Consider the following 15,341-nt stretch of genomic DNA (forward strand, 5'->3'; position numbering starts at 1 on the left):
GCCAGGACCCCCGCGATTTCAGCGCCGGCGAAGTCCTGCGAGCCATGACCCAACTCGGCTTCACCTGCCGCACCCTTCCCGCAGCCACCACAGCCGCGCCCGCAGTCAGCATCAGCCCGCTCCAGCGAGCTTCCGTCATGCTCGGCACCCCCGTACCCGCCTGACCGACGCGACAGACGCAAGCCCCACCAGACAGTGAGGCCCGACCGGCACACACCGGCCGGGCCTCACCGCGTCCCGGGCACCGGACAGTCCCGGGCAAGACCATGGTCCGCGCGACTCAAGGGTGCCTCAGACCGCGGCTGCCGGGGGCGCCTCGGCGGCGCGGCGGTATTCGGCGTTGATGCGCTGGGCTTCTTCGAGCTGGTCCTCGAGGATGATGATGCGGCAGGCAGCCTCGATGGGAGTGCCGCGGTCGACGAGTTCCCGGGCGCGGGCGGCGACGCGCAACTGGTAGCGGGAGTAGCGGCGATGACCGCCCTCGGACCGGAGCGGGGTGATCAGGCGGGCTTCCCCGATGGCGCGCAGGAAGCTCTGGCTGGTGCCGAGCATGGCGGCGGCCCGGCCCATTGTGTAAGCGGGGTAATCATCGTCATCGAGACGGCCGAAGGAATCGTCTGCTGTCATCACGCCTCTCTGGGCACACGTCGAGGGGCCCGGGTGCCGTACCGGCACCCGGGCCCCGAAGGAACTGCTACACCACCTGCCGGCCCTAGTGCTGCGCCGGCCTTGTGTCCGCATGACCACCTGGGAGCAGATGGGCACTGCGGGGATCGCGGTTGCGTGACCGGAGACCACCTCACTAACGATGTCCTGCGGTACCCGGACCGACTTCCCGCCCGGGCGATCCTGATGGCTCTCAGCTCCTCCGTTCTTCCCTCTTGATCAACTACCTTTTACGGGTACTGCGAACTGCTGGTACTGCGTACTGCTGGGTACTGCGAACTTCACCTACGGGTACTGCCACCGCGCCAAGCGCGGTCCTGCTCACGGCGGCCCCTGATCACTGCGGGCCACCCGGTCCGGCCGTCAGCCCCGTCGCCGTCCTGCAACACCCTGGCTTCGAGACTCCACCGCCGCACCGTCCTGCGTACTAACGGGTACTACCTGTACTACGTACTACCGCCCGGCAGTTCGTGTCTGCCGGACCCTGCTCGATCTCGACTACGAGAGAAACCATAACCACACCACCGCCGAATGTCTACCCCAGCTAGAACAGATTTCTGTGCGTCCGCGAGGAGGGTTATCGCTATCGAGCGAAGAGGATCCGTCCGGGGCGAAACAGCCGGACTCCCACAACCGGAGGCTGCGGGAGTCCAGGTACTGCGGGATCGGGCTCAGGTCTTGTGGATCTTCCAGTCCGCGACGTTGGCGCTGCGGTTGGAGTAGGCGTTGGTGCAGAGGTCGAGCTTGCCGCCCTGCCAGCCGGTGTCACGCGGTCCGGGCCGAGGGTCCGATCCACGTGTCCTTCAGCGGTGGGTCGCAACTCTCAATCAGCAGCCAGAGCGTCCATAGGCGGTACGGTTCACTGCTGCTTGACCGGCGGGCACGTGCCCGTGTTCTCGCCGATCGAGTTGATCTCGGCGTTGGGGCGCGAGTCGCCCGCGTAGTCGAGCTGGTCCGTGCACTTCATGCCGGGCTTGGCGGGCGTGCCCGATCCACCCTCGGACTTCTGGACCGGCGGGCACGTGCCCGTGTCCTCGCCGATGGAGTTGATCTCGGCGTTGGGGCGCGAGTCGCCCGCGTAGTCGAGCTGGTCCGTGCACTTCGTGTTGGGCTTGGCGGGCGTGCCCGACGGCTTGTCCTTCGCCGCGTCGGGCTTCGGGGTGCTCTTCGCCGACGCCGATGAACTGCTCGCGGAAGAGGACGCGTTGTCGGAACCGCCGTTGTTGCATCCCGTCAGGGCCAGGCCGAGGGCCACTGCGGTCATGGTCAGTACCGAGATCTTCCGAGTGCGTCGCATGTTGGTGCCTGTCCTATGGGTGCGTGTGGGGGGGGCGCCGCTCCGGAGAGCGGAGCGGCGCGTGAACTGTGGGCTGGGCGGCTGTTCGTCGCCCGTGTGGCTTTCTGTCCTCCCAGACAGTCCGTGTGATCGCCTCAGTTGCCTCTTGATCGTTCTCAGGACACGTTCGTGACATGACAGTGATCACGTCGTGAGGTCCAGTCGGGCGCCCGGCCCTCCAAGGTGGAGGCCCTCCACGGTGGAGGGCCTCTTTGCCGAGGGGGTGACTAGGGCAGCGCGTGGCGCAGGATGCGGCGCCACATCGAGGTGTACTGCTTCCGCAGTGGGCCCGTGACGTAGGGCAGCCCGTACTTCTCGCACAGCTTCCGCAGCTGTGGGGCGACCTCGGCATAGCGGTTGCTGGGGAGGTCCGGGAAGACGTGGTGTTCGATCTGGTGGCTCAGGTTGCCTGCGAGGATGTGGAACAGGGCGCCGCCCTCGATGTTCGCCGAGCCCTGGATCTGCCGCAGGTACCACTGGGCGCGGCTCTCGCCCTCCAGTTGTTCCTCGGTGAAGGTCCGCACCTCGCCGGGGAAGTGGCCGCAGAAGATGACGGTGTGCGCCCAGATGTTCCGCGCGCTGTTGGCGGTGAGGTTGCCGAGCAGGCAGGGCAGTGCGGACGGGCCGGCCAGCAGCGGGAAGAGGACATAGTCCTTGGCCGACTGGCGTGCCGCCTTGCCGATCAGCTCCGTCAGGTCGCCGAGGAACGCGCGCGGGCTCTTGCGGCCGTCCCGCACCGCGTCGGCCTCCAGGTCGTACAGGGCGATGCCCCATTCGAAGACGGGCGCCAGCAGCGCCGCGTACAGCGGCTGGAGGAGGTGATCCGGGCGCCAGGGCTGGTCGGGGCTCATACGCAGGACGGTGTAGCCGAGGTCACGGTCACGGCCCACGACGTTCGTGTACGTGTGGTGCAGGTGGTTGTGGGTGTGCTTCCAGGCGTCGGCGGGGGTGAGGAAGTCCCATTCCCACGTAGTGGAGTGGATGGCCGGGTCGCCCATCCAGTCCCACTGGCCGTGCAGGATGTTGTGGCCCAGCTCCATGTTCTCCAGTGTCTTGGCGACGGTGAGCATGGCGGTTCCCGCGAGCCAGGCAGGCGGGAAGAGGGAGACGGCCAGGGCGAGTCGGCCGCCTGTCTCCAGGCCGCGCTGGACGGCGATCATCGTGCGGATGTAGCGGGCGTCGTCCTTGCCGCGCGCCGCGATGATCTCGGCGCGGATACGGTCGAGTTCCGCCCCCAGCTCTTCGGCGCGCACCGCCTCTTCCGTGCCGAGAGTTACGGTCGTTGCTGTTGTGGTGGTGGTCGTGCCCATGGGAGTTGTCTCCTCGGGATGTCGTGGACGTCGGGAGGTCGTGGCCGTCGGGAGGCCCAGGACGTCGAGAGGCCCTGGCCGTCGGGATGGCGTGGACATCGGGAGGTCCTGGACGTCGGGAGGTCCTAGACGTCCAGGACGAGTGGGCCCGTGGCTCCGTTGACACAGGTCTGGATCAATCCGCCCGGTTCACCGTGCACTTCACCGGTCCGCAGATCGCGGACCCTCCCGTCCACGAGCGGGACGAGACAGCCGTGGCAGACCCCCGCACGGCACCCGTACGGCATCGCCACGCCCCCGGCCTCACCGATCGCCAGCAGCGGCACTCCCGCGGGGGCGTCCGCCTCGATACCGCTGCGGCCGAACCGCACCCGGCCACCAGTGGCTCCGGGGCCGGGCGGGAGCAACGGGGCCGGACGGAAGCGCTCCAGGCGGAGCCGTTCACGGAGTCCCTGCGCGGCCCAGTGCCGTTCCGCCGCGGCCAGGAGCCCCGGCGGACCGCACACCCAGGCGTCCCGATCCCGCCAGTCCGCGCAGGCCCCGGCGATACGGTCCGGGGTCAGCCGGCCGTGCGCCCGCGTATAGGTCAGGTGCAGCCCGAGCCAGGGCGACCGGGCCGCCAGAGCGGTCAGTTCGGCACGGAAAAGGCACTGTTCCGGTGTCGGAGCGCTGTGCAGGAGTACGGCGTCGGGGGTCGGCGCCCGGCGGCGGGCCAGAGTGCGCAAGATGCTCATCACCGGCGTGATGCCGCTGCCCGCCGTCACGAAGAGCACCCGTTCGGGCGGCAGGTCCGGCAGCACGAACTCCCCCTGGGCGGGGCCCAGTCGCAGAATCGTACCGGGCGGCGTGCGGTGCACCAGGTGCGGGGACACCCGGCCGCGCGGGTCCTCCTTGACCGTGACGGCGATGGTGCCGTCCGGCGCGTCCGGCCGGGAAGTGAGCGAGTACGTACGCCAGTGCCGTACGCCGTCGATCTCCACGCCCACCGGCAGGTACTGCCCGGGCATGTGTCCCGCCCACCCCCGTCCCGGACGGATCACCAGGGTGACCGCCTCGGGCCCCTCCTTCCGCACGGCCCTGACCCGGCCCGCGGGATGCCGTGCCGACAACAAGGGGTCGAGCAGGCCGAGGTAGTCGTCCGGGGACAGCGGGCTGGTCAGCCAGGAAGCCGCCGCCTGTAGGGGCGAGAGGAGCGAGTGGGGTAACAGGGGCAGCAGGGGCGATAGGGGCGGCAGGGGCATGCTGGTGCCCTCCTCCTCGTCGCCGGGCCGGGCCTCTGCACGGTCCGCGGGCCAGACTTCTGCACGGTCCGCGGGCCAGACTTCTGCACAGTCCGCGGGCCAGACTTCTGCACAGTCCGCGGGCCAGACCTCTGCGCAGCCCGCGGGCCGCGGCCCGCGGTAGCCGCAACCTTCCCGCGACCGCCAGCGAAGCACACCGCGCGGCCGGGCACAGGAGGCACCGGGGGCTTTCCGCCACCCCTCGCGCCACTTCCGCCCCTTCCGTCGGTCCCGACGCCGCGACAACCGACGGCGGTCCCTGTGACCTGCGGAGACGGAAGGGGGACAGCTCCCTCGAAGGGGGGCGGAAAGCGCCCTGGGACGGGGCGGAGGGCCGGGACGCCGCCGACACCCGTGGTCCGAGCTTCCGCAGGAGTACGCTGGCAGTACCGAGGGCACCTCTTGACCGGCTTCCTTGCCGGTATCCCCCTCGGTCAACAGCACCGGGTCGTGTGCATCGGGCCCGGGGACAGGTCGACACCATGATGGTGATCACCGAACGACGCCCCCCGCCCGACCCCCTGGCGACCCTTCCCGCCGACGACGCGCCCGCCCGCCTCTCCCTGAAGCAGCCGGGACCGCAGTCCGGACTGATCGACGGCGCCTGGTGGCCTCGTTCCCGGGATCTGAACCGTGAACTGCCCAAGCTCTGCGACCGGTTGGACCTGCCGTGGGGCCGGATCACGCGCGTCACGGTCAATCCGACGCACTGGCCGGTGATCCCGCACAAGGTGCCGGTCCACGGCCATACGGTCAACGTCGGGTGGTTCCGCGATGAGCAGGACGCGCATCAACTCATGCTGCGATCCTACCGCGTAGGGCGCTGGGACCTGCTGATCGTCCCTCCCGAGACCGACGCGGAAGCCGCCGGCCGGCTCATGGCCGCGGCCTGCGATCCACAGGACCGCCGCACGGGCAGTGCCCTCATGGCGGCCGAGGCGGCGGGACAGCTCGCGGCCGCCCCCACTGTGGCGGGCCCGCGGACCGGCACGGAGGACACGTGGGAGTGGGAGGGCGGCTCCACGTCAGGGCGCACGGCGATGACGTACGGGCAGTGACGGGTCGTGGGCACCACCCTCTGCCGTAGATCTCGCCCCCGGCCTCACTCCCGCCCCCGGCCTCGCCCTCACTCCCGGTCCCGGCCTCACCTTCACTCCCGGTCCCGGTCCCGGCCCCGCCCTCACGTCCGGTCCCAGCCCCGCCCTCACCACCGTCGTCACGGTCATGCCGACCGCGCCCGGCACATCCGTGACCCACCACCCCGAGCAGGAGCCCCAGCATGAGCACGCCCCTCAGCACGCCCCTCAGTACCCCTCTCCGCGCCACCCTCAGCACCCCGCTACGCACCCCCCGCCCCGCCGCGTCGCGCGTCGCGACCCTCGCACGTGTGCGCCTGATGCCGGGCGACGGGCCGCGCCTCGTCGACGGCGCCTGGTGGCCCAGGTCGGTGGACCTGATGGCCGAACTGCCACGCATGCTCCGGGCCCTGCCCCACAGCTGGCCCCAGATCGTGCACGTCACCGTCAACAGCGCCATGTGGTCCGACTTCCCCGGCCGGATGCTCATCGCGAACCACGTGCTCCAGCTGCACCGCGGCACCGGTCGGAACACGCCTTCCACGGTGTGCCTGCTCGCGCCGGGCCGGGGCAGGTGGGACCTCTTGGTCATACCGCCCCACACGGACGAAGCCGAAGCCATGCGGCTGATGGCTGGGGCCGCCACGCCGTAACGGCGTGTCACCGGCACGGTGGGAACTCCGTCCGGTCGCCCGGGCGTTGCCCCAGTGAGGCCGGCGGCGCCGCCGGCCTCACCAACCGTCAACCGTCGGCCTCACCGACCGTCGGCAGCACCCGACCTCCGCGCCCTCGGCCTCCGCGCCCTCGACCTCCGCACCTCGGCCGCCGCGCCCTCAGCCCCCGTACAGCGCCTCGATCTCGGCCGCGTACGCCGACGTCACCGCATGCCGTTTGATCTTCAGGGACGGGGTGAGCAGGCCGTTGTCCTCCGTGAACTCACCTTCCACGATCGCGAACCTGCGGATCGATTCGGGCCTGGAGACCGCCGCGTTGGCGTGGTCCACGGCCTTCTGGATCTCCGCGATCATCTGCGGGTCGTGTGCGAGCTCCGCGAGGGGCGTGTCCTTGGGGCGCTTGCGGACGGTGAGCCAGTGCTCCACCGCCTCGGGGTCCAGGGTGACGAGCGCGCCGACGTACGAACGGTTGTCGCCCACGACGACGCACTGGCCGACGGGCGCGCGGCTGCGCAGCCGGTCCTCCAGGACGGCGGGTGAGACGTTCTTGCCTCCGGAGGTGACGATGAGGTCCTTCTTGCGGCCGGTGATCGTGAGATAGCCGTGGTCGTCCAGCGCGCCCAGGTCGCCCGTGGCGAGCCACTCGTTCGTCAGCACGGCGTCCGTCGCGGCCGGGTTGTTCCAGTACGAGCCGAAGACGATGCCGCCCTTGATCAGCACCTCTCCGTCGTCCGCGATGCGTACCGACGTGCCGGGGACGGGCAGTCCGACCGTGCCGGGGCGGGGCCTGAGCGGTGGGGTGATGGTGGCGGCGGCCGTGGTCTCCGTCAGGCCGTACCCCTCGTAGATGATGATTCCGGCGGCGTAGAAGAAGAGGTTGAGATTGCGGTCCAGGGGCGAGCCGCCGCTGATCGCGTAGCGCAGCCTGCCGCCGACCTCCTTGCGGATGCGGCGGTAGACGAGGAGTTCGTACAGCGCCCAGCCGGCGTAGAGGCCGACGGACGGACCCGGGCCCTTCGTGTCCAAGAACTTGTTCAGGTACGCCTCTCCGAAGCGCACCGCTATCCGCTCCGCGCGGTCGAAGGAGGAGGCGCGGCCCATCTTCTCTGCGGTCGCCCGGCCCGTGTCGTGGATCTTCTCGAAGAGGTACGGCACGCCGACGACGAACGTCGGCCTGAACGCCCGCATCTCCGGGCGGAGTTCCTCAGGCTTGATGCTGGGACAGTGGCCGAGCTCGATGCGGGCGAGCATGCAGGCGATCTGGATGCTGCGGCCCAGGATGTGCGCGAGCGGCAGGAAGAGGAGCGTGGAGGCGACCTGTCCGGTGATCTCCTTGAAGACGGGGTGGAGGAGGTCGACGGTGTTCGCGGCCTCCGCGTGCAGGTTGCCGTGCGTGAGGACGCAGCCCTTGGGGCGGCCCGTGGTGCCGGAGGTGTAGACGAGGGTCGCGATGGATTCGGGCGTGAGTGCGGACCGGCGTTTGGTCACTTCCTCGTCCGACAGCTCACGGCCCAGCGCCGTCAGTTCCGCCATCGCGCCGCCGTCGAGGTGCCGGATGCGCGGCGGGGCGGCGTGGGCGGCCAGGGCCCGCTCGGCCGTCGCCGCGTTCTCCGCGGTCTCCGCGACGAGGAAGCGGGCGCCGGAGTCGCGGATGATCCACTCGATCTGTTCCGCCGAGGACGTCGCGTAGATGGGCACGGTCTGGCCGCCCGCCGCCCAGATCGCGAAGTCCAGGACCGCCCACTCGTAGCGGGTACGGGACATCAGCGCGACCCGGCCGCCGGGTTCGAGGCCGTCGGCGATCAGCCCCTTGGCCGCGTCCGTCACTTCGCGCGCGAAGGCGGTGGCGGTGACGGGGCGCCACTGACCGGCCTGTTTGCGGCGCAGCACCACGGCGTCGGGGGCCTCGACGGCGTTGGTGAAGGGGATGTCGGCGGTGCTGCCCGCGGTGGCCGGTGCCACGAGTGCGGCGGTGCGGGCCTCCCGTACCGTGCCGTGCTCGTCCCTGATGAGTTCGACCTCGGCACGGTCCGCCAGGCCGCTGCGGCGCTGTGCCCTCTTCAGATCCTTGCGTACGCCCATGACGGCTCCCCGGCTTCCGGTACCCCAGCTGATGTGCGGGTGTGGCAGATGTGCGGGTGTGTGCGGGTGTGGCAGGTGTGCGGGTGCAGCAGGTGTGCGGGCGATCGGCGCGCAGTCGCTCAGTACTTACTCATGAGTCAACTTAGTCATACGTAAGGGAAATTCAATGGGGCGGACGAGTTCCGGTTCACCTCACCTCGCCCCGGCCGGGCCAGGCCTCCGGACCTCGCCCTCCAGGACCCGGCCCATGCCCACCCACACCATGCTCATGAGGCGGAGAGTCACGCCCTCCGGTGTCCGGCCGCGGTGCCGCGCCATCCAGTCCGTCAGCGAGTCCGCCGCCCTCTGGAACCCGCCGACCAGGCGGTCCGCCTCGCGGCGCAGACAGGCGAGGAAGAGCCCCTCCTTGGAGTCGAGGTACAGGTACACCATCGGCTTGGAGATTCCGGCGAGTTCGGCGATCTCGTCCACCGAGGCCCCGTGATAGCCGCGCTTGGCGAAGACCCGGACCGCCACGTCCACGATCTGTCGCTCACGTTCGCGACGCGGGACCCGGCGCCTGCGCGGACCCGGCGCGTCGCGCCGGCGCACTCCCCCGTACGCTCCCCCGTAGGCTCCACCGAGGTGCCGGACGCGCCTTCGGCCATGCCGCTCAACCTTGCCGGTCTCCCTGATTTCGCCTTACCTTACTCTTTAGTAAGTTTACTGCGCAGTAAGGAGATTGACGTGGCGGACGACATCAGCAGAATCGCCGAGCTCGACTTCGCCAGCGTCACGCCCGACGAGTTCGCGCGGATCGTGAAGGGGCTCTCCAACAAGCAGATCTCCGAGATCTCCGAGGACGGCGAACTGCGCGGCCGTGTCCTGAAGGAGGTCTTCGGGCGCATGGAGCGGCAGTTCAAGCCCGAGGCGGCGGGTTCGCTGCGGGCCGTCATCCGCTGGAAGGTCACCGGCAGCGGCGGCAGCGGCAGCGGCAGCGGCAGCGGCAGCGGCAGCGGCAGCGGCGGTAACGGCGAAGTGGTGTACGAGACGGAGATCGCCGACGGTACGTGTGTGGTGCGCGAGGGGCGCTCGGACGTGGAGCCGCGGGTCACGCTCATCATGGCCGATGCCGAGTTCCTCAAGCTCGTCTCCGGAAACGCCAGTCCCGTCACGCTGTTCATGATGCGCAAGGTCAAACTCGCCGGCGATGTGGCTCTCGCGGCCGGACTCACCCGGTACTTCGACATCCCGAAGGCCTGAGCGAGCACCCGGACGCTCGGGAGACCACAGGACCCGGGGCCCGGGGGGGAGGGCGGTCGGGCGCGGCGTGTCTCAAGCCGACCTTGACCTGCGCCGATGTATCGGTCATGACGATGTCTGCGTACTCCTCCGTCCGTGGCTCCGAAACCGTCGCCGGGCCCTCCCCCGGGGCGCCCGCGCGCCGGTGGGCCCAGGCCCGTCTCGCCGTCTGCCTGCTGCCGGCCCTCGTCATCGGCGTCGTCGGGTTCCAGCGGCGGTGGATGTCCGACGACGGGCACATCTACGTGCGTACGGTCCGGCAGGTGCTGGCGGGCAACGGGCCTGTCTTCAACGCCGGGGAACGCGCCGAGTCGTCCACCGGCACCCTCTGGCAGTGGCTGCTCGTGGCAGGCGGGGCGACGGGGGCGGACGTCGCGACGGTGGCGATGTACGGGGGGCTGCTGCTCACCGTCGCCGGGTTCGCGCTCGCCGGGCTGGGGGCGCTGCGGCTGCGGGGGCTCCGGAGGCCACGGGAGCTTCGGGGGCCACAGGGGCTTCGGGGGCTCCGGGGGCTTCGGGGGCCGTGGGGGAATGAGGGCGGGTTCTTCGTGCCCTGTGGGGCGCTGGTGCTGCTCGCGCTGCCGCCGGTCTGGGACTTCGCCACGTCCGGCCTGGAGACGGGGCTCGCCACCTGCTGGATCGCGGGGGCCTGGCTCGCGCTCGTCGTGCGGCCCCGGTCGCTGGTGACGTGCGCTGTCCTGGGTCTCGGCCCGCTCGTGCGGCCGGACCTCGCACTGGTGTCGTTCGTCTTCCTGGCCGCGCAGTGGGTCATGGTGCGCCCCTCGTGGCGCGGGGTGCTCGCCGGGGCCGGTGTCGCGGGGGCGCTGCCCGTTGCGTACGAGATCTTCCGCATGGGCTATTACGGCCATCTGATGCCGCTGCCCGGCGTCACGAAGGAGGCCTCGCGGAGCCTGTGGACGCGGGGGTTCGACTACTTCTGGGACTTCGCGGGGCCGTACGCACTGTGGTTGCCGCTGGTGGCGGTCGGGGTGGGTGTCGTGGTCTCGGGGAGGGCGGTCTGGGGACGGGTGGTCTCGGGGCGGGTGGTCTCGGGGCGGGGGCGTGGGCGTATCCCCGCGGGCGGCGTCCCCTTCGTCCCTGCCGCCCCTGCCGCCCCTGCCGTCTCTTCCACCACCCTCGCGCCCGTCCTCACACCCGTCCTCGTACCCGTGGTCGCGCCTGTTCTCGCCGGGGCCCTGTGCTGGGTGTACGTCATCAAGGTGGGCGGTGACTTCATGCACGGGCGGATGTTCCTGCCGGGGCTGCTGCTGATGCTGCTGCCCGTCTTCCTCGTGCCCCTCACGCGCGCGTGGGGCGTCGTCGCAGCGGTGGTCGGGGTGTGGGCCGTGGCGTGTGCTGGCGTGCTGCGGGTTCCGTACGAGGGGTGGATCGGGGCGGGCGGGATCGCGGACGAGCGCGGCGTGTACGTACGGCAGAACGCCGCCCCGCACCCCCTGCACCACGATTTCGCGGGCCTGCTGGGAAACAAGGCGTACGCCGCTCTCGTACGGGACCGGGCGCGGGCCGGCGCGCCCACGCTGCTCCTCGCCAGGACGCCGGTGGAGGGCGGCGCGCCGGGCGTGACGGGGGTCTACAACACGCTCGGCTTCAGCGGCTCCGTCGTGCCGCTCTCCGGTGCCGCCCTCGACCCCATCGGGCTCGCCTACCCGCTCGCGGCCCACACGGAGGGCCTCGTCAACGGCCGCGTGGGCCACGACAAGCGGCTGCCCGACGAGTGGATCGTCGCCGAGCGCGGTGCTCCCGGGCTCCCCGCCGAGCTGCTGCCGGCGGGGCTCGCCCCCGACCGGGTGGAGGCGGCCCGTCGGGCCCTGCGCTGCGGGCCGCTCGCCGAGTTGCGGGACGCCACGCGCGCGCCGCTGACAGCCGGACGCTTCCTGCGGAACCTGACGGGGGCCGTGGAACGCACCGCCTTCCGCTTCCCCAACGACCCGGTGCGGGCGGAGCGGGAACTGTGCGGCTCGGGTCAGTAGCGGATCTCGCCGCGGGGCGAGGCCGTGCCTGGGGCGTGGGTGCCTGGGGCGTGGGTGTCGTCGGCGATGCGGGCCGCCCGGTCGACGGCCTCGGTGAGGTCACGGGTCTGCTTGTCGTACGACGGCAACGCGTGGGCCTGCCGGGACAGTTCGGGCAGGGACGGGGTGCCGGGGAGGGACTGGGTTCCGGGGAGGGACGAGGTTCCGGGGAGGGGCGAGGTGCGGTCCTGCCGTGGGTATCCGGACGGGGCGGCCGTGCGCAGGGCGTCCGCGAAGTAGGCGGCCAGAGCAGCCACTTGGAGGCCCTCGTCCGCCTCCCGCAGTGAACCGTCGAGGTCGGCCGTCTCGATCCGGCCCGACTCCTCGTGCGGCGCGCGGCTGGACGGGTCGAGCCAGCGCACGCTCGCCGTGGCCAGATGGCCGCCCGCGCCCGGCTTGGCGCGCACCGCGTACAGCGCCGTCACCGTGTGGCCCGGCCCGACCTCGCCGCCGTCCACGGAGTCGTCGCGGAAGTCGTCGTCGGCGACCTCGCGGTTCTCGTAGCCGATGAGGCGGAACTGTTCGACGGTCTCCGGGTCGAAGGCGACCTGCGCCTTCGCCTCGCGGGCCCGCAGCTCGATGTTGGCGGGAAGCTCCTCGCAGAAGACCTCGCGGGCTTCCTCGTCGTTCGACACGTACGCGGTGTGGCCGTCGCCCTTGTCGGCGAGCCGCTCCATGAGGGCGTCTCCGTAGTCACTGCCGACTCCGACGCCGAAAAGGGTGATGCCGTGCTCGCGGCGGGCGTCGGAGATCCGTTCGAGGATGCCGTCGGCGCTGGTGTCGCCGGTGTTGGCGAGGGCGTCGGAGAGCAGCACGACACGGTTGGTGGCGCCCTCCCGCTTGCCGCGCACCGCGGTGTCGTAGCCGGTGGTGACGCCCGCTTCGAGGTTTGTGGACTGGGTGGGCTCCAGGCCGTCGATGGCGTCGTGCACGCGGTGGCGACCGTCTCCGGTGCCGGTGCCGGTGCCGGTGCTGGTGCCGGTTCCGGTGCCGGTTTCGGTTCCGCTGCCGATTCTGGTTCCGGTTCCACCGAGGCGGGTCATCGGCAGGACGGTCTCCGCGGTGTCGCTGAAGGTGACGAGCGCGATCGAGTCGTCGGGGCGCAGCCGGTCGGTCATGATGCCGAGGGACTTCTTCGCGAGGTCGAGACGGCCGGGCTCGGCCATGGACCCCGACACGTCGATGACGAAAGTGAGCGCGGCGGGCGGACGCTTCTCCTCGGCGGCTTCCCGGGTGGCGAGGCCCACGCGCAGCAGCGACCAGCCGTCGTCTCCCGTCCTGGCACCGTCGACGCTCACGCTGAACCCGTCGCCGTCGGGCCGCGGATAGTCCTGGCGGAAACTGTTGACGAACTCCTCGGGGCGGACCGTCGCCGGGTCGGGCAGCCTACCTTCGGCGAGGGTGCGGCGCGCGAAGCCGTACGAGGCGGTGTCGACGTCCAGGGCGAACGTGGAGAGGTAGTCGGGCGGGGGTGCGGCGTCCCGGTGGCTGCCCTCGTCCTCCCTGCCGGGCGTGGCGGGCGCGGGTGCGGGGAGCGGTTCGGAGCCGCTTCTCCTCCTGGCCTTGTCATCCGCGGTGGCGCGGTTGTCGCTGCCGCTGCCGCCACCGGTACAGCCGGTGAGCAGCAGGCCGCCCGCCATGGCCGCGGCGAGCATCCCGTGTCGCGTCTTCCGGGCCCGCATCTCTCCCCCTTGAGTCGTCGGCCTTGAGTCGTCGTCGGCTTTCCTGACTGTGACGCGGAGGGGGCGCCGAACGATCGTCCCGGGACGTTGCGGAAGGGTTGCGATGCGGATACGCGGATACGCGGTTACGCGGTTACGCCGAGGACAGTTCACACCAGACGTACTTGCCGGTGTCGCCTGTGGTCGTGAGCGGATACCAGCCCCACTCGTCAGCACAGCTCCGCACCAGGGCGAGGCCGCGCCCCTGTTCGGCATCGAGGGCGATGTGCGAGGCGGGGGCGGAGGCCGGGGCCGGTGGTCTGGGGTCGGCATCCCACACGCCGATCCGGAGCAGCCGACCACCCGTCCAGCGCAGGCGCAGTGCCGCGGGGCCTTTGGTGTGGCACAGGGCGTTGCTGACCAGCTCGGTCGCGAGGAGTTCGGCGACTTCCGAGAGGTGAGGCAGGCCGTGCGCGGCGAGGACGAGGCGGAGGGTGCGGCGACAGATGGTGACGGCGCGGAGGTCGTGCGGGACGTAGAGGGTGTACTCCCAGGGTTCAAGAGCATGATCTTCCGGCGTTTTCGGCATGGCGGAACTCCGGTGGGGGCGAGGGGGGCGCCGCGGTGAGCAGGCGGGCGGCGGTGGCAGTGTCACGGCCGTCACGGCATGACGGTGTGGTGCGCTTCCGGAGTCCCGGCGATTTCGCAGCGTGTGCGTTGCGTCACAGACGGTATTAGGTTCAGTTGAACCTCGTCAAGCGGGCCTGGGATACTCGGACTCCTCAACTCGCGCGAAAGCAGAGGTACATGTCGGCACGAAGCATCATCACGGCACGCCAGGAACGGCTCGGGACCGAGCTGCGCAAGCTCCGGGAGCGGGCCGGCTTGACTGGGCGAGAGGCAGCCCGGGACATGGGATTCGCCGAGACCAGAATTTCCGCCGTGGAGAGTGCGCGCGTGGGGGTCAGCGGGGAGCGCGTACGGTACCTGGCCGGTCAGTACGCGTGCGATGACACCGCCCTGGTCGACGCGCTGGCCGCCATGGCGGACGAGCGAGTGCGCGGGTGGTGGGAGGCATACCGTCACACGCTCCCTCCGACCTTTCTCGACTTGGCGGAACTGGAGCACCATGCCGCATATGTGAGGTCGTTCGAGAACGTACAGGTGCCCGGGCTTCTGCAGACTGAGAGCCAAGTACGGGCTATCTACACATCGTCGACCACCCGCCTCTCTCCGGAGCAGATGGATGCACGCGTCGAGTTTCGCCTGCGGCGGCAGAAGGTCCTCGGCAGCGGCGAACCTTTCCGCTTCGCCGTGGTGATCCACGAGGCGGCACTGCGTGTTCGAGTCGCAGATCGCGCCGTTGCTCGACGGCAGCTGCTCCACATCGCCGAGCAGTCGGAACGACCTCAAGTCGTGGTGCGCGTCGTCCCCTTCGATGTGGACGGCTTCACTGACATCGGCAATGCACTGCTGATCGCCGGTGGCCAGGTACCGAAGCTGGACACAGTCCTGGTGGACACCGCACATGGCGGGGCCTTCGTGGACGCGGAGGCGCAGCTCAGTCGGTACCGCAGAGTGCTCGACAACGTGGAGTCGGCAGCGATGGGAGTCGTAGAGTCGAGGGACTTCATTGTCCGACTGGCTAAGTCCATCTGAAGGGCCCTGACATGGAAGCTACATCCGTGTGGCAGAAGTCTTCGTTCTCCGGCAACGAAGACGCCCCCAACTGCGTGGAAGTCGCCGCAACCGCCGGCACCATCCACCTCCGCGAAAGCGAAGCCCCCCACACAGAACTCTCCACCTCCCCCGCGCAACTCGCCGCACTCATACGCAGCGTCAAGTCGCCCACCGGGCACCGCACCGAAGCCCGCTGAACGCGTCCTGCTTCCACCCTTTACCGCTCCGGCTCACACGATCAGCGTTCATCCACCCATTCGTGCTG

At 70.5% G+C, this 15,341-nt stretch carries 14 protein-coding genes; 6 read left to right on the top strand and 8 right to left on the bottom strand.

Annotated elements, in window-relative coordinates; translation table 11 throughout:
* Positions 1–291: 291 nt before the first annotated feature.
* The 4 genes from AB0N81_RS31710 to AB0N81_RS31725 all read right to left on the bottom strand — a co-directional run bounded on the left by AB0N81_RS31710 (position 292) and on the right by AB0N81_RS31725 (position 4,553).
* Positions 292–627, bottom strand: a complete 336-nt coding sequence (locus AB0N81_RS31710) for a MerR family transcriptional regulator (RefSeq protein ID WP_365364387.1) — start codon at positions 625–627, stop codon at positions 292–294.
* An 898-nt stretch (positions 628–1,525) separates the two neighbouring features.
* Positions 1,526–1,963, bottom strand: coding sequence for a hypothetical protein (locus AB0N81_RS31715; protein WP_365364389.1), 438 nt, complete (start codon positions 1,961–1,963; stop codon positions 1,526–1,528).
* Positions 1,964–2,229: 266 nt separating this feature from the next.
* On the bottom strand, positions 2,230–3,312 hold the full coding sequence (locus AB0N81_RS31720; protein WP_365364391.1) for an acyl-CoA desaturase: 1,083 nt from the start codon (positions 3,310–3,312) through the stop codon (positions 2,230–2,232).
* A 125-nt stretch (positions 3,313–3,437) separates the two neighbouring features.
* Positions 3,438–4,553 carry a ferredoxin reductase gene (locus AB0N81_RS31725; RefSeq protein ID WP_365364393.1) on the bottom strand — a complete coding sequence of 372 codons (1,116 nt, stop codon included), beginning with the start codon at positions 4,551–4,553 and terminating at the stop codon, positions 3,438–3,440.
* A 524-nt stretch (positions 4,554–5,077) separates the two neighbouring features.
* Here AB0N81_RS31725 and AB0N81_RS31730 point away from each other — a divergent pair.
* Together AB0N81_RS31730 and AB0N81_RS31735 are read left to right on the top strand one after the other, a co-directional pair.
* Positions 5,078–5,650: a DUF5994 family protein gene (locus tag AB0N81_RS31730; RefSeq protein ID WP_365364574.1), complete on the top strand. Its 573-nt coding sequence runs from the start codon at positions 5,078–5,080 to the stop codon at positions 5,648–5,650.
* 221 nt (positions 5,651–5,871) lie between these two features.
* On the top strand, positions 5,872–6,321 hold the full coding sequence (locus AB0N81_RS31735) for a DUF5994 family protein (RefSeq protein ID WP_365364395.1): 450 nt from the start codon (positions 5,872–5,874) through the stop codon (positions 6,319–6,321).
* Positions 6,322–6,501: 180 nt separating this feature from the next.
* Here AB0N81_RS31735 and AB0N81_RS31740 read toward each other — a convergent pair whose 3' ends face one another.
* Entirely contained in the window at positions 6,502–8,424 is a 1,923-nt protein-coding gene (locus AB0N81_RS31740) for an AMP-dependent synthetase/ligase (RefSeq protein WP_365364397.1), read from the bottom strand.
* 192 nt (positions 8,425–8,616) lie between these two features.
* A complete protein-coding gene (locus tag AB0N81_RS31745; RefSeq protein ID WP_365364399.1) occupies positions 8,617–8,946 on the bottom strand; it encodes a helix-turn-helix domain-containing protein in 330 nt (109 codons plus the stop codon).
* Between the two features lie 204 nt (positions 8,947–9,150).
* Between AB0N81_RS31745 and AB0N81_RS31750 the strand changes: the two genes are divergently transcribed.
* Together AB0N81_RS31750 and AB0N81_RS31755 are read left to right on the top strand one after the other, a co-directional pair.
* Positions 9,151–9,666 carry an SCP2 sterol-binding domain-containing protein gene (locus tag AB0N81_RS31750; protein WP_365364401.1) on the top strand — a complete coding sequence of 172 codons (516 nt, stop codon included), beginning with the start codon at positions 9,151–9,153 and terminating at the stop codon, positions 9,664–9,666.
* Positions 9,667–9,773: 107 nt separating this feature from the next.
* Positions 9,774–11,696, top strand: coding sequence for a hypothetical protein (locus AB0N81_RS31755; protein ID WP_365364403.1), 1,923 nt, complete (start codon positions 9,774–9,776; stop codon positions 11,694–11,696).
* On the opposite strand, the gene AB0N81_RS31760 is transcribed toward AB0N81_RS31755, so the two are convergent.
* Both AB0N81_RS31760 and AB0N81_RS31765 read right to left on the bottom strand, forming a co-directional pair.
* Positions 11,690–13,417, bottom strand: coding sequence for a von Willebrand factor type A domain-containing protein (locus tag AB0N81_RS31760; RefSeq protein ID WP_365364405.1), 1,728 nt, complete (start codon positions 13,415–13,417; stop codon positions 11,690–11,692). The two genes, AB0N81_RS31755 and AB0N81_RS31760, sit on opposite strands and share 7 nt — an antisense overlap.
* Before the next feature lie 133 nt (positions 13,418–13,550).
* Positions 13,551–13,985 (bottom strand): ATP-binding protein, encoded by a 435-nt coding sequence (locus AB0N81_RS31765; protein ID WP_365364407.1) that lies wholly within the window; start codon positions 13,983–13,985, stop codon positions 13,551–13,553.
* Between the two features lie 218 nt (positions 13,986–14,203).
* Here AB0N81_RS31765 and AB0N81_RS31770 point away from each other — a divergent pair, with 218 nt between their 5' ends.
* The gene (locus AB0N81_RS31770) at positions 14,204–15,055 is read left to right on the top strand and encodes a helix-turn-helix transcriptional regulator (RefSeq protein WP_365364409.1); all 852 of its coding nucleotides are present in this window, start codon (positions 14,204–14,206) and stop codon (positions 15,053–15,055) included.
* Between the two features lie 11 nt (positions 15,056–15,066).
* A complete protein-coding gene (locus AB0N81_RS31775) occupies positions 15,067–15,273 on the top strand; it encodes a DUF397 domain-containing protein (protein WP_365364411.1) in 207 nt (68 codons plus the stop codon).
* The last annotated feature ends 68 nt before the right edge of the window (positions 15,274–15,341 follow it).

The organism is Streptomyces sp. NPDC093510 (genome assembly GCF_040683555.1).
Classification (GTDB): Bacteria; Actinomycetota; Actinomycetes; order Streptomycetales; family Streptomycetaceae; genus Streptomyces.

Bases quoted from the DNA above. Each gene is read 5' to 3' on its own strand.
- AB0N81_RS31710 (WP_365364387.1), bottom strand. From the start codon at position 627: ATGACAGCAGACGATTCCTTCGGCCGTCTCGATGACGATGATTACCCC.
- AB0N81_RS31715 (WP_365364389.1), bottom strand. From the start codon at position 1,963: ATGCGACGCACTCGGAAGATCTCGGTACTGACCATGACCGCAGTGGCC.
- AB0N81_RS31720 (WP_365364391.1), bottom strand. From the start codon at position 3,312: ATGGGCACGACCACCACCACAACAGCAACGACCGTAACTCTCGGCACG.
- AB0N81_RS31725 (WP_365364393.1), bottom strand. From the start codon at position 4,553: ATGCCCCTGCCGCCCCTATCGCCCCTGCTGCCCCTGTTACCCCACTCG.
- AB0N81_RS31730 (WP_365364574.1), top strand. From the start codon at position 5,078: ATGGTGATCACCGAACGACGCCCCCCGCCCGACCCCCTGGCGACCCTT.
- AB0N81_RS31735 (WP_365364395.1), top strand. From the start codon at position 5,872: ATGAGCACGCCCCTCAGCACGCCCCTCAGTACCCCTCTCCGCGCCACC.
- AB0N81_RS31740 (WP_365364397.1), bottom strand. From the start codon at position 8,424: ATGGGCGTACGCAAGGATCTGAAGAGGGCACAGCGCCGCAGCGGCCTG.
- AB0N81_RS31755 (WP_365364403.1), top strand. From the start codon at position 9,774: ATGACGATGTCTGCGTACTCCTCCGTCCGTGGCTCCGAAACCGTCGCC.
- AB0N81_RS31760 (WP_365364405.1), bottom strand. From the start codon at position 13,417: ATGCGGGCCCGGAAGACGCGACACGGGATGCTCGCCGCGGCCATGGCG.
- AB0N81_RS31765 (WP_365364407.1), bottom strand. From the start codon at position 13,985: ATGCCGAAAACGCCGGAAGATCATGCTCTTGAACCCTGGGAGTACACC.
- AB0N81_RS31770 (WP_365364409.1), top strand. From the start codon at position 14,204: ATGTCGGCACGAAGCATCATCACGGCACGCCAGGAACGGCTCGGGACC.
- AB0N81_RS31775 (WP_365364411.1), top strand. From the start codon at position 15,067: ATGGAAGCTACATCCGTGTGGCAGAAGTCTTCGTTCTCCGGCAACGAA.